The 17,761-nt window shown below is 56.0% G+C and carries 19 protein-coding genes; 5 read left to right on the forward strand and 14 right to left on the reverse strand.

Annotation, left to right across the window (positions count from 1 at the left end):
* Positions 1-36: 36 nt before the first annotated feature.
* On the reverse strand, positions 37-1,632 hold the full coding sequence (locus JQR86_RS20100; RefSeq protein WP_434155299.1) for an isocitrate lyase: 1,596 nt from the start codon (positions 1,630-1,632) through the stop codon (positions 37-39).
* Between the two features lie 744 nt (positions 1,633-2,376).
* Here JQR86_RS20100 and JQR86_RS20105 point away from each other — a divergent pair.
* Both JQR86_RS20105 and JQR86_RS20110 read left to right on the forward strand, forming a co-directional pair.
* Complete coding sequence (locus JQR86_RS20105; RefSeq protein ID WP_125888829.1) at positions 2,377-3,246, forward strand: alpha/beta fold hydrolase; 870 nt, start codon at positions 2,377-2,379, stop codon at positions 3,244-3,246.
* A gap of 401 nt (positions 3,247-3,647) precedes the next feature.
* Positions 3,648-4,142, forward strand: a complete 495-nt coding sequence (locus tag JQR86_RS20110) for a 3-phosphoshikimate 1-carboxyvinyltransferase (RefSeq protein ID WP_434155300.1) — start codon at positions 3,648-3,650, stop codon at positions 4,140-4,142.
* A gap of 96 nt (positions 4,143-4,238) precedes the next feature.
* On the opposite strand, the gene JQR86_RS20115 is transcribed toward JQR86_RS20110, so the two are convergent.
* Positions 4,239-4,583: a DUF1883 domain-containing protein gene (locus JQR86_RS20115; protein WP_173869118.1), complete on the reverse strand. Its 345-nt coding sequence runs from the start codon at positions 4,581-4,583 to the stop codon at positions 4,239-4,241.
* Between the two features lie 184 nt (positions 4,584-4,767).
* Between JQR86_RS20115 and JQR86_RS20120 the strand changes: the two genes are divergently transcribed.
* Together JQR86_RS20120 and JQR86_RS20125 are read left to right on the forward strand one after the other, a co-directional pair.
* Entirely contained in the window at positions 4,768-6,129 is a 1,362-nt protein-coding gene (locus JQR86_RS20120; RefSeq protein ID WP_312270647.1) for an aryl-sulfate sulfotransferase, read from the forward strand.
* 84 nt (positions 6,130-6,213) lie between these two features.
* The gene (locus JQR86_RS20125) at positions 6,214-7,137 is read left to right on the forward strand and encodes a LysR family transcriptional regulator (RefSeq protein ID WP_434155301.1); all 924 of its coding nucleotides are present in this window, start codon (positions 6,214-6,216) and stop codon (positions 7,135-7,137) included.
* A 15-nt stretch (positions 7,138-7,152) separates the two neighbouring features.
* On the opposite strand, the gene madM is transcribed toward JQR86_RS20125, so the two are convergent.
* Genes madM through mdcA form a run of 9 tightly spaced genes read right to left on the reverse strand, consistent with a single transcriptional unit; the run spans position 7,153 to position 14,479 of the window.
* Positions 7,153-7,917, reverse strand: coding sequence for a malonate transporter subunit MadM (gene madM, locus JQR86_RS20130; RefSeq protein WP_026003682.1), 765 nt, complete (start codon positions 7,915-7,917; stop codon positions 7,153-7,155).
* A gap of 8 nt (positions 7,918-7,925) precedes the next feature.
* Complete coding sequence (gene madL, locus JQR86_RS20135; RefSeq protein WP_010798972.1) at positions 7,926-8,327, reverse strand: malonate transporter subunit MadL; 402 nt, start codon at positions 8,325-8,327, stop codon at positions 7,926-7,928.
* Between the two features lie 60 nt (positions 8,328-8,387).
* Positions 8,388-9,323, reverse strand: a complete 936-nt coding sequence (mdcH, locus tag JQR86_RS20140; RefSeq protein WP_434155303.1) for a malonate decarboxylase subunit epsilon — start codon at positions 9,321-9,323, stop codon at positions 8,388-8,390.
* The gene (locus tag JQR86_RS20145) at positions 9,320-9,946 is read right to left on the reverse strand and encodes a malonate decarboxylase holo-ACP synthase (RefSeq protein WP_434155304.1); all 627 of its coding nucleotides are present in this window, start codon (positions 9,944-9,946) and stop codon (positions 9,320-9,322) included. The genes mdcH and JQR86_RS20145 overlap by 4 nt, the downstream gene beginning before the upstream one ends.
* A gap of 23 nt (positions 9,947-9,969) precedes the next feature.
* Positions 9,970-10,770 (reverse strand): biotin-independent malonate decarboxylase subunit gamma, encoded by an 801-nt coding sequence (mdcE, locus tag JQR86_RS20150; RefSeq protein ID WP_434155305.1) that lies wholly within the window; start codon positions 10,768-10,770, stop codon positions 9,970-9,972.
* Positions 10,767-11,630 (reverse strand): biotin-independent malonate decarboxylase subunit beta, encoded by an 864-nt coding sequence (locus tag JQR86_RS20155; RefSeq protein ID WP_434155306.1) that lies wholly within the window; start codon positions 11,628-11,630, stop codon positions 10,767-10,769. The genes mdcE and JQR86_RS20155 overlap by 4 nt, the downstream gene beginning before the upstream one ends.
* Complete coding sequence (locus JQR86_RS20160; protein WP_010798977.1) at positions 11,623-11,937, reverse strand: malonate decarboxylase subunit delta; 315 nt, start codon at positions 11,935-11,937, stop codon at positions 11,623-11,625. The genes JQR86_RS20155 and JQR86_RS20160 overlap by 8 nt, the downstream gene beginning before the upstream one ends.
* Complete coding sequence (locus tag JQR86_RS20165) at positions 11,925-12,809, reverse strand: triphosphoribosyl-dephospho-CoA synthase (RefSeq protein WP_434155307.1); 885 nt, start codon at positions 12,807-12,809, stop codon at positions 11,925-11,927. Before JQR86_RS20165 ends, JQR86_RS20160 begins: the two co-directional genes overlap by 13 nt.
* A complete protein-coding gene (gene mdcA, locus JQR86_RS20170) occupies positions 12,809-14,479 on the reverse strand; it encodes a malonate decarboxylase subunit alpha (RefSeq protein ID WP_434155466.1) in 1,671 nt (556 codons plus the stop codon). Before mdcA ends, JQR86_RS20165 begins: the two co-directional genes overlap by 1 nt.
* A gap of 239 nt (positions 14,480-14,718) precedes the next feature.
* Here mdcA and JQR86_RS20175 point away from each other — a divergent pair, with 239 nt between their 5' ends.
* Positions 14,719-15,648, forward strand: coding sequence for an AraC family transcriptional regulator N-terminal domain-containing protein (locus tag JQR86_RS20175; protein ID WP_434155309.1), 930 nt, complete (start codon positions 14,719-14,721; stop codon positions 15,646-15,648).
* A 129-nt stretch (positions 15,649-15,777) separates the two neighbouring features.
* On the opposite strand, the gene JQR86_RS20180 is transcribed toward JQR86_RS20175, so the two are convergent.
* The 3 genes from JQR86_RS20180 to JQR86_RS20190 are packed head-to-tail and all read right to left on the reverse strand — an operon-like array spanning position 15,778 to position 17,761.
* Positions 15,778-16,545, reverse strand: coding sequence for an SDR family NAD(P)-dependent oxidoreductase (locus JQR86_RS20180; RefSeq protein ID WP_312270640.1), 768 nt, complete (start codon positions 16,543-16,545; stop codon positions 15,778-15,780).
* A 40-nt stretch (positions 16,546-16,585) separates the two neighbouring features.
* Entirely contained in the window at positions 16,586-17,425 is an 840-nt protein-coding gene (locus JQR86_RS20185; protein WP_434155310.1) for an oxidoreductase, read from the reverse strand.
* Positions 17,426-17,455: 30 nt separating this feature from the next.
* Positions 17,456-17,761 (reverse strand): putative quinol monooxygenase, encoded by a 306-nt coding sequence (locus JQR86_RS20190; protein WP_286790268.1) that lies wholly within the window; start codon positions 17,759-17,761, stop codon positions 17,456-17,458.

A 17,761-nucleotide genomic window follows, 5' to 3' on the forward strand; every position in this document is an offset into this window, starting at 1 on the left:
AAAACCGGCCCGGATGGGCCGGAATAACGTTACTCGTCAATGGAACTGGTTCATGGTGTTGTCCTTGCCGCTCGCCTTGAGGGCTGCCTCGCCTGCGAAATATTCCTTGTGATCGTCCCCGATATCGGAGCCGGCCATGTTCTGGTGCTTCACACAGGCGATTCCCTGGCGAATCTCCTGGCGCTGAACGCCTTTTACATAGGCCAGCATGCCTTCATCAGCGAAGTAACCCTTCGCCAGGTTATCCGTCGACAGCGCCGCCGTGTGGTAGGTTGGCAAGGTAATGAGGTGATGGAATATCCCTGCCTCCCGGGAGCCGTCCCGCTGGAAGGTCCGAATTTTCTCATCAGCGATACGGGCCAGTTCTGTCTCGTCGTACTCTGCGCTCATCAACTTGGTACGGTCATAAGCCGATACGTCCGTGCCTTCGGCTTGCAGACTGTCGAAGACCTGTTGTCTGAAGTTCAGCGTCCAGTTGAAGGAAGGACTGTTGTTGTAGACCAGCTTGGCGTTTGGAACGACCTCGCGGATGCGGTCAACCATGCTTTTGATCTGGCCAACGTGGGGCTTTTCCGTTTCAATCCATAGCAGGTCTGCCCCATTTTGCAGCGATGTGATGCAGTCCAGTACAACGCGATCCTGCCCGCTGCCCTGACGGAACTGGAACAGGCCGCTTGCCAGACGTTTGGGACGCAGCAGCTTTCCATCACGGTTGAGAATGACGTCTCCGTTCTTCAGTTCGGCAGGGCTGATCTCTTCACAATCGAGAAAACTGTTGTATTGATCGCCTAGGTCGCCCGGTTGCTTACTGACGGCAATTTGCTTGGTCAGCCCGGCGCCCAAGGAGTCTGTGCGAGCGACGATAACGCCGTCATCTACTCCCAACTCGAGGAATGCGTAGCGAACCGCATTGATCTTGGCCAGAAAATCTTCGTGGGGGACCGTGACCTTTCCATCCTGGTGACCGCACTGCTTTTCATCCGAGACCTGGTTTTCCAGCTGGATACAGCAGGCTCCGGCCTCGATCATCTTTTTGGCCAGCAAATAGGTGGCTTCCGCATTACCAAAGCCCGCATCGATATCGGCAATGATCGGTACGATATGGGTTTCATAGCTGTCGATCTGTTGCTGGATTGCTGCAGCCTTGGCGTTTTCATCTGCTGCACGGGCAGCATCCAGCTCACGGAACAGGCCACCCAGCTCGCGTGCATCTGCCTGACGCAAAAAGGTATACAGCTCCTCGATCAAAGCCGGAACAGCCGTCTTCTCGTGCATGGACTGGTCCGGTAGTGGGCCGAATTCCGAGCGCAACGCCGCAATCATCCAGCCTGACAGGTACAGGTAGCGCTTGTTGGTGGTCTTCAGATGCTTCTTGATGGAGATAAGCTTCTGTTGGCCGATAAAGCCGTGCCAGCAGCCCAGGGACTGGGTATATGCCGAGGAGTCGGCATCGTACTCAGCCATGTCTTTGCGCATGATGGCCGCGGTATAGCGCGCAATATCCAGTCCGGTCCTGAAGCGGTTTTGTATCCGCATCCGGGCGGCATATTCGGGGTTAATAGCGTTCCAACTCTTGCCTGCTGTTTCTCTCAAGGCTGCGATGGCATTGATTTCGTCTTGATAAATGGACATGGGGTCAATCCTTCTCGGCTGAAAATGACTTTCGAACAGTTTTTCCTACCGTGACCTGCGTGCCGCGTATAAGCGCAGCACTGGGCTCAACGTCGAGCGCGACTGAAGGAAGCGAAACAGCAGACAAGAAATCTCTAGTGATACACCCTGCAGGGATACCGCTAAAGACGAATACCTTGGATCAGGTCGTTCACCTGATGCTGACCGAACCGCTGGGGTCATCTAACCGTTTCCGTACAGTTACAACTCTATGTAGTGCTTTATGGGCAGTTACTACAAAGGATGGCCCGAGGGTTACCCGGAGCGCAGCCAGAAGGCCTTTTTGGCCTCTTTCTAGCGAAAGCAGGGTCAGATTGCATGACCTTAAAAAGGTCGTCAATGCTTTTTTGTAGTGAAATTATATTTGTACTACAAAAGTAGTAGTGATCAGACGATGCGGCTACAACCCAGAGTTCATGCACCTTTTAGGGTGAAGGGGCATCCTGCTTTTGACTGATAAGTCACCTGGAAGCATGGAGTTTTGTGCCGCTGAAGGAGAAAACAAAGAGGGAAGGCTCTAGGGTGAGGGCGGGCACTTTACAAGTAACGCCGCAGGCGATGGTCTAGTTTGCTCATTTCAACCCTTGCAACATGGTGACCGAGGTTGTCTGCCGTCCTTTGATTCAGTGGACGATGCTATCGGAACGATGTCAGGGCAAAGCGGTTCTTAACGTCATACCTTTGAACACTGCTGGAGCGTTCACTATGCAAGAGGTTGCAGTCACTCATCACAAGAGGCGTGCAAATGGCATTCTCCAGCATTATGTGGATGCCGGTAGCGGGGCGCCCGTCGTGCTGTTGCACGGCTTTCCTGAAACTTCCTACGCTTGGCGCCAACAGATCCCGGTGCTGGCGCAGCACTATCGCGTTATTGCGCCTGATCTAAGAGGTTATGGTGAGACTGAAAAGCCGTCGACAGGCTATGACAAGCGCACCATGGCCAATGACCTGTGTGCCCTGTTGGATAGTCTTGGGATAGAGCGTATAGCTCTGGTAGGCCATGACCGCGGTGCACGTGTTGCTACGCGCTTTGCCAAGGATCATCCACAGCGGCTCGAACGTCTGGTCGTTATGGACAATGTGCCAACACGAACGGTTTCCACCCAGATGAATGCAATCATTGCAAAGCACTATTGGTTCTTCATGTTTCATCTGGTGCCTGATCTTCCAGAACGTCTCATTTCAGGCAAGGAGGACATATGGCTTCGACATTTCTTTTCCGATTGGTGCTACGACCCCACGACGATTACGGGCGAAGCCTTTGACCATTATGTCCGGGCTTATCAAATGCCAGGTGCGGTCCGAGGTGCCATGGCCGATTACCGTGCTAATGCTGAAGACCTGGCGCAGGATAATGAAGATGCGGACGTGAAAATCAGCTGTCCGACATTGTCACTCTGGGGCGCTAATTTCGAAGCAGTAGGCAAGTTGTTCGATATGCCGTCCGTATGGGCAGAGCTGGCCACAGACCTAAAGACCGTTGCCATCGACCAGTGTGGTCATTTACCCCATGAGGAGAGACCCGAGCGCGTTAATGAGCTATTGCTGGAATTCCTGAAGCCTTGGAAGGGCTAGCCCTGATGACCTCATGAGAAAGGTTAGACTGCGAACCGCCTTGAAAAAAGGCACCTCGTCTCATTTCTTCCAAAACGTGCCGCACATGGCGCCTGTGACTGCCTGCACATGGGCTAAATAAAGTTTCTGGCATGAACTAAATAGCATTGATTTGTCTACATGGCACATTGATGCTATTTCGTGAAGTAGATCTTCGTAACGAGGTATTGCATCTGCTGACGCAGGCGTGCCGTTACAAGACGCTTCATCATCCCCATGGAGAAGGGTCATATCTGAACAAGAGGAGGCTCGACGTAAAGCCCAGCAGTAGTACCTGCATGGTAAGGAAGAAATCTGGCAGTTAAAGAAGTCGCTGGAATGCAGCGTGGGATAGGCATACGCAACTTAAAAGGATTAAGGCGATGCAGGAAACAATCGTACAACCTGAGTCATTTGTTCAGGGATTAAGTGATTACGTCAGCAAAGAAGACGCAGTCAATACCCAGAAGACCATTCATCAAGACGCCTTTATCCGGGGACTTAAAGAGCGGCTACCCGCCGAGACGCGGGACACCTTTACCGCCGAGCAACTGGCCTCATTGAAGCTGGCCTTCGGTACTCGCCCTTGGAGCAAACACCCGGTCGATGTCCGGACTAGGTTCAAGTTCTTTCGTAGTCGTTACTACTTTGTAATGGTGGCTGGCAAAGGCCATGCAGACGAGCAGAAAAGAACATCAGAGCTTTCGTTATTTGCCAAGGCCTTTGTCAAAGGCTCGTTGATGCTGATCTGGTTCACCGTCGCCTCCATTCTGCTGACTTTCTGCCTTTACATTCTCAAGTCAGCTCTGAATATCGACTTTTTCCCGGACTTTTCCTTTGGTATCTGGGACTGGTTTCAAAGTCTGTTTGATCGTTGAGCCCGGGGCACGTCAGCCAGTGTCAGTCACCTGCTGGCGGGCCCGAAAGCCCACGAATCGCCTGCTCGTGCTACAGAGCAGGCGGAGGGTCATTGCCTAACGAAAATCGGAAGGGGATTTCCGGACGATCTTAATGGAGTGGGTAAACGTCGGCTTGCGGGTTACGCTGATTGGGCGCCGCGTCACGACATCAAGCGTAATGTTCCAGAAGCCTGTGCTTGGAACCTTGATCTTGGCGGGGAACCGGTCAAACGCGCCGCCGTGATAGGTATGCCGACCGCCGTTTTTGAAACTGCGAAAGTTGGCGTCGTTCATGAGGCGAATATTGCAGGTCTGCGAGCAGTCGATAACGACCATATCACCTTCGTTAAGGTGCTCGCGCTGGTGTACGAATTTCATTGCAGCTCCACAGCGCTGTCTTTCAAAGGTGAACGATACCATAGCCCGGGCGTGGCTATCCCATGTGATTGGTCGTGTGCTGAGTCAGTAGTCGGTCTCACCTCTTCAACACAGGTGCCTATCTCCCGATCATCCTTGCGCGTGCAGTGCACTTACCCTTGCGTTGCTCTCTAATGCATCCACAGGCGAGCCATTTAATGGCGAACGTTAAGGGGATGAGGGTTCAATGACTATACGCTCGAAGATATCGTTTCTGCTTCTAGCTGGCCTGCTGGCTTGCGGCTCTGCATCAGCCATGTCCAGCTCAGTACCAATCGGCACGACGTTTTATGATCCCCAAAAGGCGTATGGCAGCTTTGTGCTGTTTGATGGCAGCGACCAGCATACTCACCTGATCGACATGAATGGCAATGAGGTAAAACAGTGGCGTTATCCTGGCTTTCCGTCGATTGCGCTGACGCCGGAGCAGGCTGGTGGAGAAAAAGGGCACGTACTTGTGCAGTTGGGAAACCTGGACAAACCGGTTTCCCTGGCATCATCAGGGAATGGACTCTACAACCAGGTAGTAGGGGAAGTGAGCTGGGATGGACAGGTGCGCTGGCAGTGGGGAAGCCGTGAAGCCCCAGCCTATCAACATCATGACATACGCCGTCTGGCGAATGGCGATACCTTGATGCTGACCAGTGAACTGACCCCGTTGGCCGGTTTTTCGGCGCCGCAAGTGATTGATAATCTGATCCGACAAATTGATCAAACTGGAAAACAGGTCTGGCAATGGCGGGTATCGGATCACCTGGATGAGCTGGGATTTACACCCGAGCAGATCTCACTGATTCGTGAGTCGGATGATCCGGATTTTCTGCATCTCAATACGGCAGCACCCCTTGGCGCCAACCATTGGCACCAGCAGGGCGATTCTCGCTTTGCGCCTGACAACATCATGGTTAGCGCTCGCAACGCCAATGTGGTCTTTATCGTAGAGCGCAAGACCGGCAAGGTCGTATGGCGGCTTGGGCCTGATTATCCTGAAGTAAAGCTGGCCGGTCCGGTGCCACGACCTGTAGACCAGATCATAGGCCAGCACGACACCCACCTCATTCCTGAAGGTTTGCCGGGTGCTGGCAACCTCCTGCTGTTCGATAATCAGGGCAGTGCCGGTTTTCCTCCTGCACGCAAGGGCATTTTTTCAGCGTCCCGTATTCTCGAGATCGACCCCGTGACCCGCAAAATCGTATGGCAATATACAGCCGTACAGTCTGGCCGCGCACCCTGGACCTTTTTCAGTGCATTTATCAGTAATGCCCGCCGCCTGCCTAACGGCAACACTCTTATCAATGAAGGTCAGAATGGCCGTCTCTTCCAGATCACGCCCGCGGGGGAGATCGTCTGGGAATACATCAGCCCGTACACTGGCAAGTCGGCCCCAACGGATCGCTATGTGACCAACCGCGTGTACCGGGCAGAGGCGGTAAACTACGACTGGGCCCCATCCGGCACTCCGCATAAGGAAAATGCTGTAATGCCTGATTGCAAGCTATATCCAATGGCACCCCAATGCGTAAAAGTCGAGATGGATTCGGGGCAATAGCCTGGAAGGAAACAAGTGCCAGCGTAGCCCGGTTGCGACGTGAAACAATGGGACCATCCCTGTCAATGAACGATAAGGCGTTTCATGGCGATCGATGAAGAACTGACTCTCAAGAAGCTGGAGATCTTTCTGGCATTCATGCGCAGCGGCAACCTGGGGCGGGCCGCAGCCGAGCTCGGAACGAGCAATGTCAGTGTCCACCGGGCTATCCATTCGCTGGAGAGTGCGCTGCGCTGCCCACTGTTCAAGCATGAAGGGCGCAACCTCACGCCACTGGATGGGGCCTTCGTTCTGGAAGCACGGGCACAACAGCTCATGCAGGATCTGACCGAGACTATACGGCTGACGCGTCTGGCAGCCGGTTTCTCATCCGACCGTTTCCGCCTGGGTGCGTTGTACTCGCTTACAGTCAAGACCGTGCCTCAGCTGATCATGGGGCTCAAGCTTCGCCGTAGCGAACTCAATATCGACCTGATTCTGGGCTCCAATGCCGACCTGACCTACCAGCTCAAGAACATGAAGCTGGATGCCATGCTCATCGCATTGGATGACGGAGTGGCTGACCCCGATTGCGAGAGCGTTGAACTCTTTCGCGATGACATTTATCTGGCCGCGCCTGCAGACTCACCATTCACTCATCAGGATATGGTGGACCTGCGTGATCTGCATGGAGTGCCTTTCGTGACGTTGACTGAAGGTTTTGCCACCTTTAGGGATGGACGGCAGGTGTTTCATCAAGCCGGGTTCGAGCCGGAGGTCATCATGCAGGTCAACGATATCTTCTCGCTCATGAGTATGGTCAGTTCGGGCGTGGGCTACGCGTTACTGCCGGGGCGGGTCGAGGCGGTGTATGAAAACCGCATTCGTCTGGTGCCGCTAGCCCCTCAGTACCGCTTGCAACAACGAATTGGCGTAGTGTTCTTGCGTAGCAAGGAGCGTGATCCAAACCTGCTGGCGTTTCTTGCTGAATGCCGGATGTATGCACGCAAGATGAATGCGGAGCCATAAGGCTCCGCATCACGCTCAGCCAAAGATTGCACGTGTGACGAGAAAGAGTAGCGAAGGTCCGAGCAGGCAACCGATCGCTGTATAAAATGCAGCCGTCAGACAGCCATAGGGCACAAGTTTCGGGTCGGTTGCAGCCAGTCCCCCAGCCACGCCGCTAGACGTTCCGACAAGCCCACCAAAGATGACAGCCGTGCGTGGGTTGTCCAGGCCAATATAGCGCGCCACAAACGGGGTCGCGACCATGGCCACGATGGCCTTGACCAGGCCTGCCGCAATGGAGAGCGCCATGACTTCCGAGCTGGCACCAATCGCGGCTCCGGTGACAGGGCCAACGATATAGGTGACGGCACCGGCGCCAATTGTGGTCAGGCTTACGGCGTCGGTATAGCCAAAGGCAAGCGCCACGGCAACCCCTGCAATGAACGACGTCCCCACCCCTACAAACAGTGACAGCACGCCGGCAAGACCCGCCTCCTTGAGCTCGTCCACGTTAACGCCGAAGGCGGTGGCGGCAATGGCAAAATCCCTGAGCATGGCGCCGCCCAGTATGCCCAGGCCGGAGAGCAGCGGAATATCTACCAGTCCCTTCTGGCCGCCCGTCGTGACCCCGCCGATATAAGCCAATAGCAGTCCAAAAAAGATCGCAATGGCGGAGCCGTGCAAACGTCCTTTGGTCAGCTTGGCGCTGAGCCAGTAAGAGACCCACATGGTAACGCCGATCAGGGCAAAGGCGCTGATCATGCCGTACGCCTGGGTGACCTTGGTCAGTGATTCAATAATCATGTCAGTCACCGTTGTACGCTGGCCAGCTGATCAAGGGCAGGTGCCACCGTTTTTTTTCGGCCTACCTTGTTCAGTACTGGCACCAGGGCAAACGCGATTGCAATGGCCAGAAAGCCGGCAAGAATAGCCGCCGGGCCGCCCTTGAGCGCACCAGCCACATTTTGCTGGGCCGCCATGGCCACGACGATGGGAATGTAGATCGCGCTCCAGAACTCTACGCCTTGTTCGGTCTTGGGATGAAACTTGCCGTGCTTGCCGATCCAGCTACTTAGAAAGATGAGCATCAGCATGGCGATGCCAACACCGCCCACGTTTGCAGGGACACCGATTAGTTTGCCGAGCACTTCACCGATAAAGATGCCGGTCAGCGTGCAGATGGAGAGTAGAGCCACACCGTAGATAATCATTGTTATTGTCCTCTGGGTCGAAGTTCTTGTTCTTGTGCTTCGAAACGCTAGGCGATCTCTCTATCGGTCGCGATTGGCCTCCTCGCGCAGCAGCGCAGTAATGGTGTCGGTCCGTGTACCTTGAAACGCCACCGCAGTTCCGGGGTTGATGACGCGTTTGGCAAGCGTGGTCAGCACCGTACCGGGCGCCAACTCAACGGTCAGGCGAACGCCGCGCTCCTGAGCATTCTGCAAGGTCGCATGCCATTCCACGGTGCGGGACATATTAAAGGCCAAATCATCAGCAAGCCGCGCTGGGTCCATGATGAGCCGGGCAGAGCTACCACTCAGGTAGCGTATCTGGGGACGACGCAAGGTTATCAGCTGGAAGGCGGCGGCGAGCCGATTGGCCGGCTCGGTCAATAAAGCGCAATGGGAGGGTACGCTGACGGCCAGGCGGCGTGTAACGCCGGTACCGCCTGAGCGAACCTTCTCGGCCAGGGCTGCCAGCGCAACGTTCGAACCGGACGCGATGAACTGTTGTTCGGCATTGCTGTTGGCCAGGAAAACAGGCGCATTGGTAGTCGAGGTAGCCTCTATCAGGTATTCAGCCTCATGACGTTGTAGCCCCAGCATCGCCAGCATTCCATACCCGTTGGGAAACGCCTCTTGCATCAGCTTGCCGCGCAGATCCACCAGCCTTAACGCATCGGTATAGTCGAGCGCGTTGGCTGTCACGGCGGCTGGGTAGGCGCCAATGGAAAGGCCGGCGACATAGTCCGGGGCAGGGGCCTGTTCCAACAACAGACGTGCACTGGCAACGCCTGCAATCAACAGGCAGAGCTGAACGGCATGTGTCGATTGCAAGGCCTCAGCGGTATCCAGCATGTCTAGCGACACATTGAGGATGGCTTCAGCTTCCTGTAAGGCATCTCGCACAACCGGCTCGTCTGGCAGCGCGTGTAGCATGCCTGGCTGCTGCGCGCCTTGGCCGGGGAACAGGAAAAGGCTGCTCACGCAGCGATCTCCGCCACGTGCCAGGGATCAGTGACCAGACAGGCTCCGCTGGCTCGCTTGAGCAGCACGCGGTGGCTTGACTGTGCCCACTCGCGCAGGGCAACGCCCCCCTGTGAGGTTTCCAGTTGAATGTCCAGGCGGCACGGTGCCTTGTCCAGCTTATTCAGCAGGACTAATGCCTGTGACCGGGAAAGAGGTGCGGGTGCACGTATGAGCAGATCGAGATCGCTTTCAGCGTGTAACGTGCGGATACCCGTCGCAAGCTGGAAACCCGCACTGCCAGTAACCCCCCAGGCCAGACCGGTAGCATCCAGGCAGGGTTTGGCCCATACCAGGGCTGTCATGGCAGGTAGATCAATCGGGTGGCTGCTGACGGCCGCAACCAGTTGTTCGGGTGACCGGCTACGAACGACATGGTCCAAGGCCATCCAAGTACCGAAACGCTCTTCGCGCCCACGGCCGCGTATACCTATGGCCACAACGCCGGGTTTGCCCTCGGCTCGACGAACAACGACTGGCTCCCCACCCGCGACTGCTGTGAAGGCCCATTGCGGTGCTGTGGCAGGCAGCTGTTCCGGGGTGAATCCCCATAGCAGATCATGTGGGCGAGGGCCTGGCTTCATAAAGCCTCCGTAATCAATTAGAGTCACCATTGTTCCAGCAACTTTTCCCGCACCTGTCGTGATGCGCTGCGATTGGGGGCGTCCAGGCGGCCACGCAAATCATGTGATCCTGCCGCAATATCGGCCACGGCCTGTTGCAGGCATTCGCTTACCCGATTGATATCGCCTTCGGTAGGACGTTCGATGCGCTCGACCGACAGCGTCTCCCATAGGAGACCCAGCGAGGCATAGTTATCGAGGTCGTATGCCATGGGTGGAATGTTTGCCGCCAACGCTTCCAGCTCGTCGACGCTGCGCAGGGTGATGCGTGCTGCTGATGCTTTGCCCATTGCATGCACCTCAACACCGGGATCGCGCAGCGCAATAAGACGATTGGCCTGATAGCCATGAGCAAGAAACGCACCGGACATCGCCTTGCCCACAATCAGACCCACTACCGGATGGCCTGCGAGCCGAGCGCGTGCATACGCATCCACTGCACCTGCTAGGGCCTGGTGGATACCCAGTGCTTCCTCACGGCGGCCATACGCCTGGCTTGGTACGTCAATGATGGCGACCAGTGCGCGTTTGGTGTCGTGATCGCGGTCGGCCTCTATAACTTCATCAATGATCTGACCCAGGCCCCAGCCTTCGAGCAGCCCCACCTCACCGCGGCGAGCGCGGGGAAAGGGGTTTTGCTCATCGGGGACCACTGCAATCACGCGAGCCGGTAAGCTGCCCAGTGTTGTATCGCCAACCTTCAACGAGGCGGGCAAACTTTCAAAGGATTTCGCATTAGGTGAAAGTGCGTTGAACCAGATCAGTCCACGTGTAGAGAGGTTCATTTCACACTTCCTTCATCGCCCGCGGCATATAGGTTGCGGACGGTTACCGCCTCGATGGGTTGTTCGGGTTCAATACGGCGGAGGCGGTCAAGAAACCAGGCGTGCCGCCGGCTGCGTTCGAGCGCAGGCTTACCCTGTCTGAAACAGGTACGAATCTGCGCATGAATCGTCTCGGTATCATCGGGCACATAGGCGTCCACAAGATTCGTTACGTGGCGCTGCTCACCCCCGGTCAGGCTCCAGATGAAGGGGCGATCCCGAGAGTCATATTCTTCGATTCCCGCTTCCTGCTCGATGACTTGAGGACCATTAAGGCCCAGCCGTGCCTCTTGCGTCACGATCAGATAGCTGCACAGTCCGGCAGCGATGGACATACCACCAAAACAACCAACGGGGCCAGCGATAACGGCCACGACCGGTTGATACTCTCGGAGATCGACGATAGCCGCCTGGATTTCAGCAATAGCGGCCAGTCCCAGGTTGGCTTCCTGCAGACGTACGCCACCGGTCTCCAGCAAAAGCACGGCGCGGGTTGGGATACCGTTACGGTTGTCTTCAGCCGCCAGCTCCAGAGCGCCGGCAATCTTGGCTCCGCCCACTTCACCCATGCTTCCACCCTGGAAAGCGCCTTCAATGGCAGCAATCACAGCAGGCTGGCCGTCAATCGTACCCTTGGCAATGACTACGCCATCATCCGCTTGCGTCACGATGCCCTGCTTGGGTAACCAAGGCGACATCATGCGTTCAAACGGGCCGATCAATTCGCGGAAGCTGCCCTGATCAAGCAGGGCGCGAGCCCGCTGCCGGGCACCCAATTCAATGAAACTACGAGGTTGGAGTAGGCGTGCGGTATCAGTCATGGCGCGCTCCCTCTAGCTGTAGTTCTTCCAAGCCCTGCTCAAGACGCAAACGCACGACGCCGGGCGTAGCGCCAAAGTCGTGGATTTCGATATTTAACGCCGGTGGCGTCTGCTCACGAAACATCCGCTCGAACAGGTTTTGCCAACGTGCCGCACTGCCATTTACCGATGTCACGACATTCAACGTGAGCGTGCCAGCCTCACCAGGCTCCAGCAGCACCTCCAGGTCTCCCGAGCCAACACAGCCCACCAGGGCTTTACCCTGAGAGGGCTGGCCGGCCGGAAATTCAAACGTTAAGGTTTCCATGAGATAGCGCTCCTCTGCAGGCGGAATTCCAGGCGATCAAGAAACAGTGTGGCGGCCAGCAGATCGGCCGCGCCACCTGGGGACGCATTCAGGCGTAGTAACGCGTCGTCCAGCTGGCGCAACGCGCGTCTCCCAGCCAGGGTTGCGCTGCCACCTTGTGCGAGGACTACCTGCGCGCCTTGTTGAAGTGCATCCAAGCCCTCAAGGCCCGCCCGATGCAGGACGCAGGTGTCCGGTAAAACGGCCATGATGGCGATAAGGGCATCCAGCCGCGCATTCTGCTCTCCGGAGCCTTCCGCCCGGCTTTTCAACAGCTGTGGCAAACTGTGCCTTACCACAGCGGGAAAGCCCGCTTGCGCCTGTTCACGGGCGCCGGGAAGACCGTATCGGGCGCAGGCTCTGAGACCATGACTGTTCTGTACCTCAGGCGCAAACCGATCAGGCAGCCGCGCCAGCAGAGCAGCGCGGTGAGCCACGTCCGCAGGAGAACAGTGTTCCGGCTTAAATGCCGCAGCAGCAGTCAGCAGGCCCAGGGCCCAGATCGCGCCACGGTGCGTATTGACTCCGCCAGTGGTTTCCAGCATGACACTTTCGCCCTTGCGGCCCAGCTGACCCAGCGTCTCGCGCAAGGACTGGTCCAAGTCCTTCGCAGCACTGGCGGCTTCCGCTATGTCTTGAAAGGTTTGCCGCAGTGCATAGGCCGAGCTGTGCATCAGCCCTAGGTTCAGATCTGTATGCGCGCCATTACTGCGGCGATCGACCAAACCAGGTTTGGGTGAAAGATCTGCCTCGTCAATCAGAACCTGCACAGCCAGATCAGCCAGCTGTCCGGCGATGGAAGAGGGAAGGGGTACCGCGATCAAGGCACGCATTACCAACTCCTGAATTTGGCTGGAGGGTTGTAGAGGCCGCCTGACCACTCGACAAGATCGGCAATACTCTTGGCTGCCAGGAGTTCACGTGTAGCGTCGGTACGGCGAATACCCAAGTCTTCCGGCAGAGCCAGCAGGCCGTCACGGCGCATCTGCTCGGTTCGTTTAGGATCGTGGCGTAAACCGATATCAGTCACACCCGCAACCGCTGCAATCAATGCTCGACGCTCCTCTTGAGAGCGGGCCTTGTACAGGTAGGCAATTCCTTCCTCTGTGAGCAGATGCGTGACGTCATCGCCATAGATCATCACGGGCGCCAGCGGCATACCGCTTTTCTTGGCTACATCGACGGCATCGAGCCTATCGACGAACGTGGGTTTGCCACCTTCCTGAAAGGTCTCGACCATCTGCACCACCAGTTTACGGCCACGCTCAAGCATGGCGGTCGGACCTTCCTCCACTCGCATGTCGAGCCATGCGGGTGTGCCGTGGCGACGGCCATGAGGATCATGTCCCATGTTGGGTGCGCCCCCAAAACCGGCCAAACGTCCACGTGTTACGGTGGAGGAGTGTCCATCACCATCCACTTGCAGCGTTGCGCCGATAAACAGGTCGACGGCGTATTGCCCTGCCAGCTGGCACATCATTCGATTAGAGCGCATGGAGCCGTCACGTCCGGTGAAAAACACGTCCGGTCGGGCTGCGATGTAGTTTTCCATGCCCAGTTCGGTGCCAAAGCAATGAACGCTTTCCACCCAGCCACTTTCAATCGCTGGAATAAGCGTGGGATGCGGATTGAGCGTCCAGTTACGACAGATCTTACCCTTGAGACCCAGGCGTTCACCGTATGTAGGCAGGATCAGTTCAATCGCAGCCGTATTGAAGCCAATCCCGTGATTGAGCGATTGCACGTTATGCTTCTCGTAGATCCCACGGATTGCCATCATTGCCATGAGCACATGGACGGGTTTGATATGACGAGGGTCTCGGGTAAACAGAGGTTCGATGTAAAAGGGCTTGTCCGCCACCACTACAAAGTCGACCCACGAGGCAGGGATATCCACGCGGGGCAGATCACTTGTGTCGTCCACCAATTCGTTGACCTGAACGATGACGATGCCATCGCTAAAGGCACCTGCTTCGATAAGGGCGGGTGTGTCCTCGGTGCTGGCGCCGGTGTAAATATTCCCGTGGCGATCTGCCTTGAAGCCAGCGGACAACACAACGTTGGGAATCAAGTCCACCAACAGCCGTGAGTAGAGCTCGATATAGGTATGGATAGCGCCAACTTCCAACAGTCCGTCTTCGAGCAGCTGACTGATACGCAGACTCTGTGTGCCGGCAAAGGAGAAGTCCAGTTTATGGGCGATACCGCGCTCAAACAGATCCAGGTGTTCGGCGCGCCCTACGCTTGGCATGATCATGTGCAGATCATGGAGCTTGCCAGGATCGGCCTTTACCAATGAGCGAGACAGAAAGTCAGCCTGTTTCTGATTGTTGCCTTCCAGCACCACGCGATCACCGGGAGCAATCAGCGCTTCAAGGGCTTCAACGATCCGATCGGTTCGGATGACCGCGCCTTCGGCATAGGCACTTGCCTTGGCGACTCGCCGCTGCTTTTCGGTGCGCCGCCGCGACCATTGAGGTGGAGGAGAGGTTATTGTCATGATGACTCCACGAAGTCCGCTGTCGTGGTCTCACGCTAGACCTCCTCAGGCGGACCTTCAATCAACCTCACCGTCAGATCGTTAACCTGAGCGTAACGATTTGAGGCGTGAGCCATGTGGTGATGGTGCCCATACCGAACGCTGAGCAGTGATTACTTTCCTCGCGATGCGCAGGCTGCTAAAACATACATACCTGATTTCGGCTAAATCCCTGACTGGATATTGCGCAGGAGAACCGCAAGATGACGAACCTTGCAAGCGAGTACGTTGAAGCGTTGGACTCTATGACGTCCCGTCGCGTTGAGCTGGTCCGTATCGTTGAGCGCTTTGCTCCTGACTTTGGTGTCCATCCAACTGCCATTCAGCCACTGCATCTGATTCGTAGCGATCAGCCGACACAAACCATCCATACTGTTCATAAGCCGGGTCTTTGCATCATTGTGCAAGGAGCAAAAGAAGTTCAGCTGGCGGAAGAATGCTACCGCTACGATCCGCTTCACTATCTCGTGGTTTCCGTTACCCTGCCGCTGGCAGGCAAGGTGATCGAAGCGACCAGTGATAAACCGTATCTGTGTCTTCGTCTCGATCTCGACCCTTGCGAAATCGCTCAGCTGGTTTCAGATGCCAGTCCGATCGGCGTCCCTGATCGCCCGGCGGAGCGCGGGTTGTTTCTGGACCAGATTGATCCGTCCATTCTGGACACCATGCTGCGCCTGTTGCGGTTGCTGGAGTCTCCAGATGACATTCCCATGCTTGCGCCCATGGCGATAAAGGAAGTCTACTATCGATTGCTTAAAGGTAAGCATGGGCATCGCCTGTATGAAGTGGCGTTTGGGGATAGCCAGGCCCAGCGGGTGGCGCGTGCGATTGATTGGTTGAATAACCACTTTTGCGAGCCGCTCAGTATCGATGCCTTAGCCAAGCACGTAAACCTTAGTACATCTGCGTTTCACCATCGTTTCAAGGCGGTTACCGCCATGAGTCCCTTGCAGTATCAGAAGCAGTTACGCTTGAACGAAGCGCATCGGCTGATGATGTCCGAAGGTCTGGATGTGACCAGCACCTGTTACAGAGTGGGCTATGAGAGTCCCTCGCAGTTCAGCCGGGAATACAGCCGCTTTTTTGGCGTATCGCCGGCCAAGCACATTGGGCAATTCAGGCGAAAGGCATAATCCGCTTTGGTATCAATATGATGCTATCCCGACTAGGGACTTTTAGGTCTGGAAAGCCAGTTAAATGTTTTGGCATCATACTCTGAAGGAGGTTAATGACTTCAGAGCATGATGCCTTTTTAATAGTGATTACTTGCCCCATTCAGGCCCACCATCGGTGGCGGTTTGTCCTCCATCCACAGGTAGCGTTACGCCTGTAATGTAAGCGGCCTCTTCGCTGGCCAGGAAGGCAATGGCGGCGGCAATTTCTTCCGGTTTCGCTGCACGGCGCAAGGGAATACGCTCCCACGCCTTTTCAAGCAAGGCCTCGTCATCCATGATCTTTTCTACCATACCGGTAAGAGTAAGACCGGGACACACCGTGTTAGCCCGGACTCCATATTTGCCATAATCACAGGCGATGGAGCGTGTCAGGTTGGCTACGGCTGCTTTGGCTGCACAATAAGCAGCGTGCGACCAGCCGCCACCCAGTGAAGAAACGGACCCAACATTGATTATGACTCCCTTTGCGCGAGCCAGATGTGGCACTGCACGACGGCTGATATAAAACACGCTATCCAGATCCGTGCCCATACAGGCTCGCCAATGATGGTCACTGGTTTCGCTGATGCTGCCGACCAGATTCATACCTGCCGCATTAACAACTGCGTCTAACTGACCAAACCGTTCGACAGTATGATCGACCAGTCGGTCGCACGCTTCGCGTTGCGACACATCTGCCACCTCGGTCATTACCCGGTCAGAAGAAAATCCATCGGCTACTGCTTCAAGGCGTTCAGCGTTTCGCCCAGAGAGAACAACCGAAGCGCCCTCTGAAAGAAAGCGGCGGGCCGCTGCTTCGCCGATGCCAGAGCCTCCGCCTGTAATAACAATGACTTTTTTGTCAAATCGATTCATGGTTTATTCCTCGCAAGGTGAACAAACAAAAGGTCATCTATCAGTCGGGATAGTCGGCACCGCGCGAAACGGCTTCCCAGTCTCCAAAATCTCGCGCAAGTTCATCTAACTTGCCTAAGGCGCACTCGAATGCGCTATTGCCCAGCAGTAGGCGTGCCGGTTTTTCCTGGCTTTCAACTGCTTTAAAAATGGCAGCGGCGGCTCGGGCGGGATCGCCCGGTTGCCTGCCAATCGACTGGTGATAGGCTTCGATAGCTGCACCGGCTGTCGGTGCATAGTCTTCATGGGTGTGCGGCGTTTCCTGCGCTGACCCTGCCCACTCTGTACGAAACGCACTGGGCTCTACCGTCATGACATGAATGCCTAACGGCGCCACTTCCTGGCGGAGTGTTTCTGATAATCCTTCAACGGCGAATTTGCTGGCGCAGTAGTATCCCACTGCCGGAAAGCCGCAGAGCCCGCCGATGGAGGTCAGATTGACGATGATGCCCTGCCGCCGTTGGCGCATACCAGGCAAAGCGGCTTGAAGCATATTCGCAGCACCATAAAAGTTAACATCCATCATCTGGCGTACCTGGTTGAGATCGCTTTCCTCCACTGAAGCGAAATACCCAACGCCGGCATTGTTCACCAGCACATCTACAGCGCCGAAAGCAGCTTCGGCTGACTCGATAGCGGTCATTGCCTGCCGCGGGTCTGTAACATCCAGCGGCAGTACCAGGGCCTCACCTTTATTCTGAAGGTCCTTTAACTGCTCGGGCTTGCGTGCCGTTACCACTACACGGTAACCCTGCGCCAGTACGTATTCCGCAATGTGACGGCCAAACCCAGTGGAGCAGCCTGTCACAAACCATACGGGGGAGTGTGCTGTCTGATTCATGGGATCTCTCCTGTCATGTTGATAACGGGGTTATGCAGGCTCCAGATCGATCAACTGGAAAGCCCGCATGTCAATCTCACCGTCCATAAGTGCTGGGAGCTGCGCCAGAAAGGCTTTTACATAAGGCCGCTCAAGGTGAGCGGCGAGGTCTTCTGGAGAGCGCCAGACCTCGTGGATAAACCACTCGTTCGGCTCGTCGCGACCTTGATGAACCGTATAGGCGAGGCAACCCGGTTCATGGCGTGAGGGTGCTATTAATGACATCAGCTGCTGGCCCAGCACCTCTGTCTTACCCGACCGGGCGCGAATGAAAGCGATATTAGTAAACTGAGACAT

Source organism: Pseudomonas sp. JZ134 (assembly GCF_051027695.1).
Lineage (GTDB): Bacteria > Pseudomonadota > Gammaproteobacteria > Pseudomonadales > Pseudomonadaceae > Chryseomonas > Chryseomonas luteola.

Excerpts from the sequence above, each read along its gene's own strand:
- JQR86_RS20115 (WP_173869118.1), bottom strand. The coding sequence starts at position 4,583 with ATGGTATCGTTCACCTTTGAAAGACAGCGCTGTGGAGCTGCAATGAAA.
- JQR86_RS20105 (WP_125888829.1), top strand. The coding sequence starts at position 2,377 with ATGCAAGAGGTTGCAGTCACTCATCACAAGAGGCGTGCAAATGGCATT.
- JQR86_RS20120 (WP_312270647.1), top strand. The coding sequence starts at position 4,768 with ATGACTATACGCTCGAAGATATCGTTTCTGCTTCTAGCTGGCCTGCTG.
- JQR86_RS20180 (WP_312270640.1), bottom strand. The coding sequence starts at position 16,545 with ATGAATCGATTTGACAAAAAAGTCATTGTTATTACAGGCGGAGGCTCT.
- JQR86_RS20185 (WP_434155310.1), bottom strand. The coding sequence starts at position 17,425 with ATGAATCAGACAGCACACTCCCCCGTATGGTTTGTGACAGGCTGCTCC.
- JQR86_RS20110 (WP_434155300.1), top strand. The coding sequence starts at position 3,648 with ATGCAGGAAACAATCGTACAACCTGAGTCATTTGTTCAGGGATTAAGT.
- JQR86_RS20175 (WP_434155309.1), top strand. The coding sequence starts at position 14,719 with ATGACGAACCTTGCAAGCGAGTACGTTGAAGCGTTGGACTCTATGACG.
- JQR86_RS20155 (WP_434155306.1), bottom strand. The coding sequence starts at position 11,630 with ATGACTGATACCGCACGCCTACTCCAACCTCGTAGTTTCATTGAATTG.
- JQR86_RS20160 (WP_010798977.1), bottom strand. The coding sequence starts at position 11,937 with ATGGAAACCTTAACGTTTGAATTTCCGGCCGGCCAGCCCTCTCAGGGT.
- JQR86_RS20190 (WP_286790268.1), bottom strand. The coding sequence starts at position 17,761 with ATGTCTCAGTTTACTAATATCGCTTTCATTCGCGCCCGGTCGGGTAAG.
- JQR86_RS20100 (WP_434155299.1), bottom strand. The coding sequence starts at position 1,632 with ATGTCCATTTATCAAGACGAAATCAATGCCATCGCAGCCTTGAGAGAA.
- madL (WP_010798972.1), bottom strand. The coding sequence starts at position 8,327 with ATGATTATCTACGGTGTGGCTCTACTCTCCATCTGCACGCTGACCGGC.
- JQR86_RS20145 (WP_434155304.1), bottom strand. The coding sequence starts at position 9,946 with ATGAAGCCAGGCCCTCGCCCACATGATCTGCTATGGGGATTCACCCCG.
- JQR86_RS20165 (WP_434155307.1), bottom strand. The coding sequence starts at position 12,809 with ATGCGTGCCTTGATCGCGGTACCCCTTCCCTCTTCCATCGCCGGACAG.
- JQR86_RS20125 (WP_434155301.1), top strand. The coding sequence starts at position 6,214 with ATGGCGATCGATGAAGAACTGACTCTCAAGAAGCTGGAGATCTTTCTG.
- mdcE (WP_434155305.1), bottom strand. The coding sequence starts at position 10,770 with ATGAACCTCTCTACACGTGGACTGATCTGGTTCAACGCACTTTCACCT.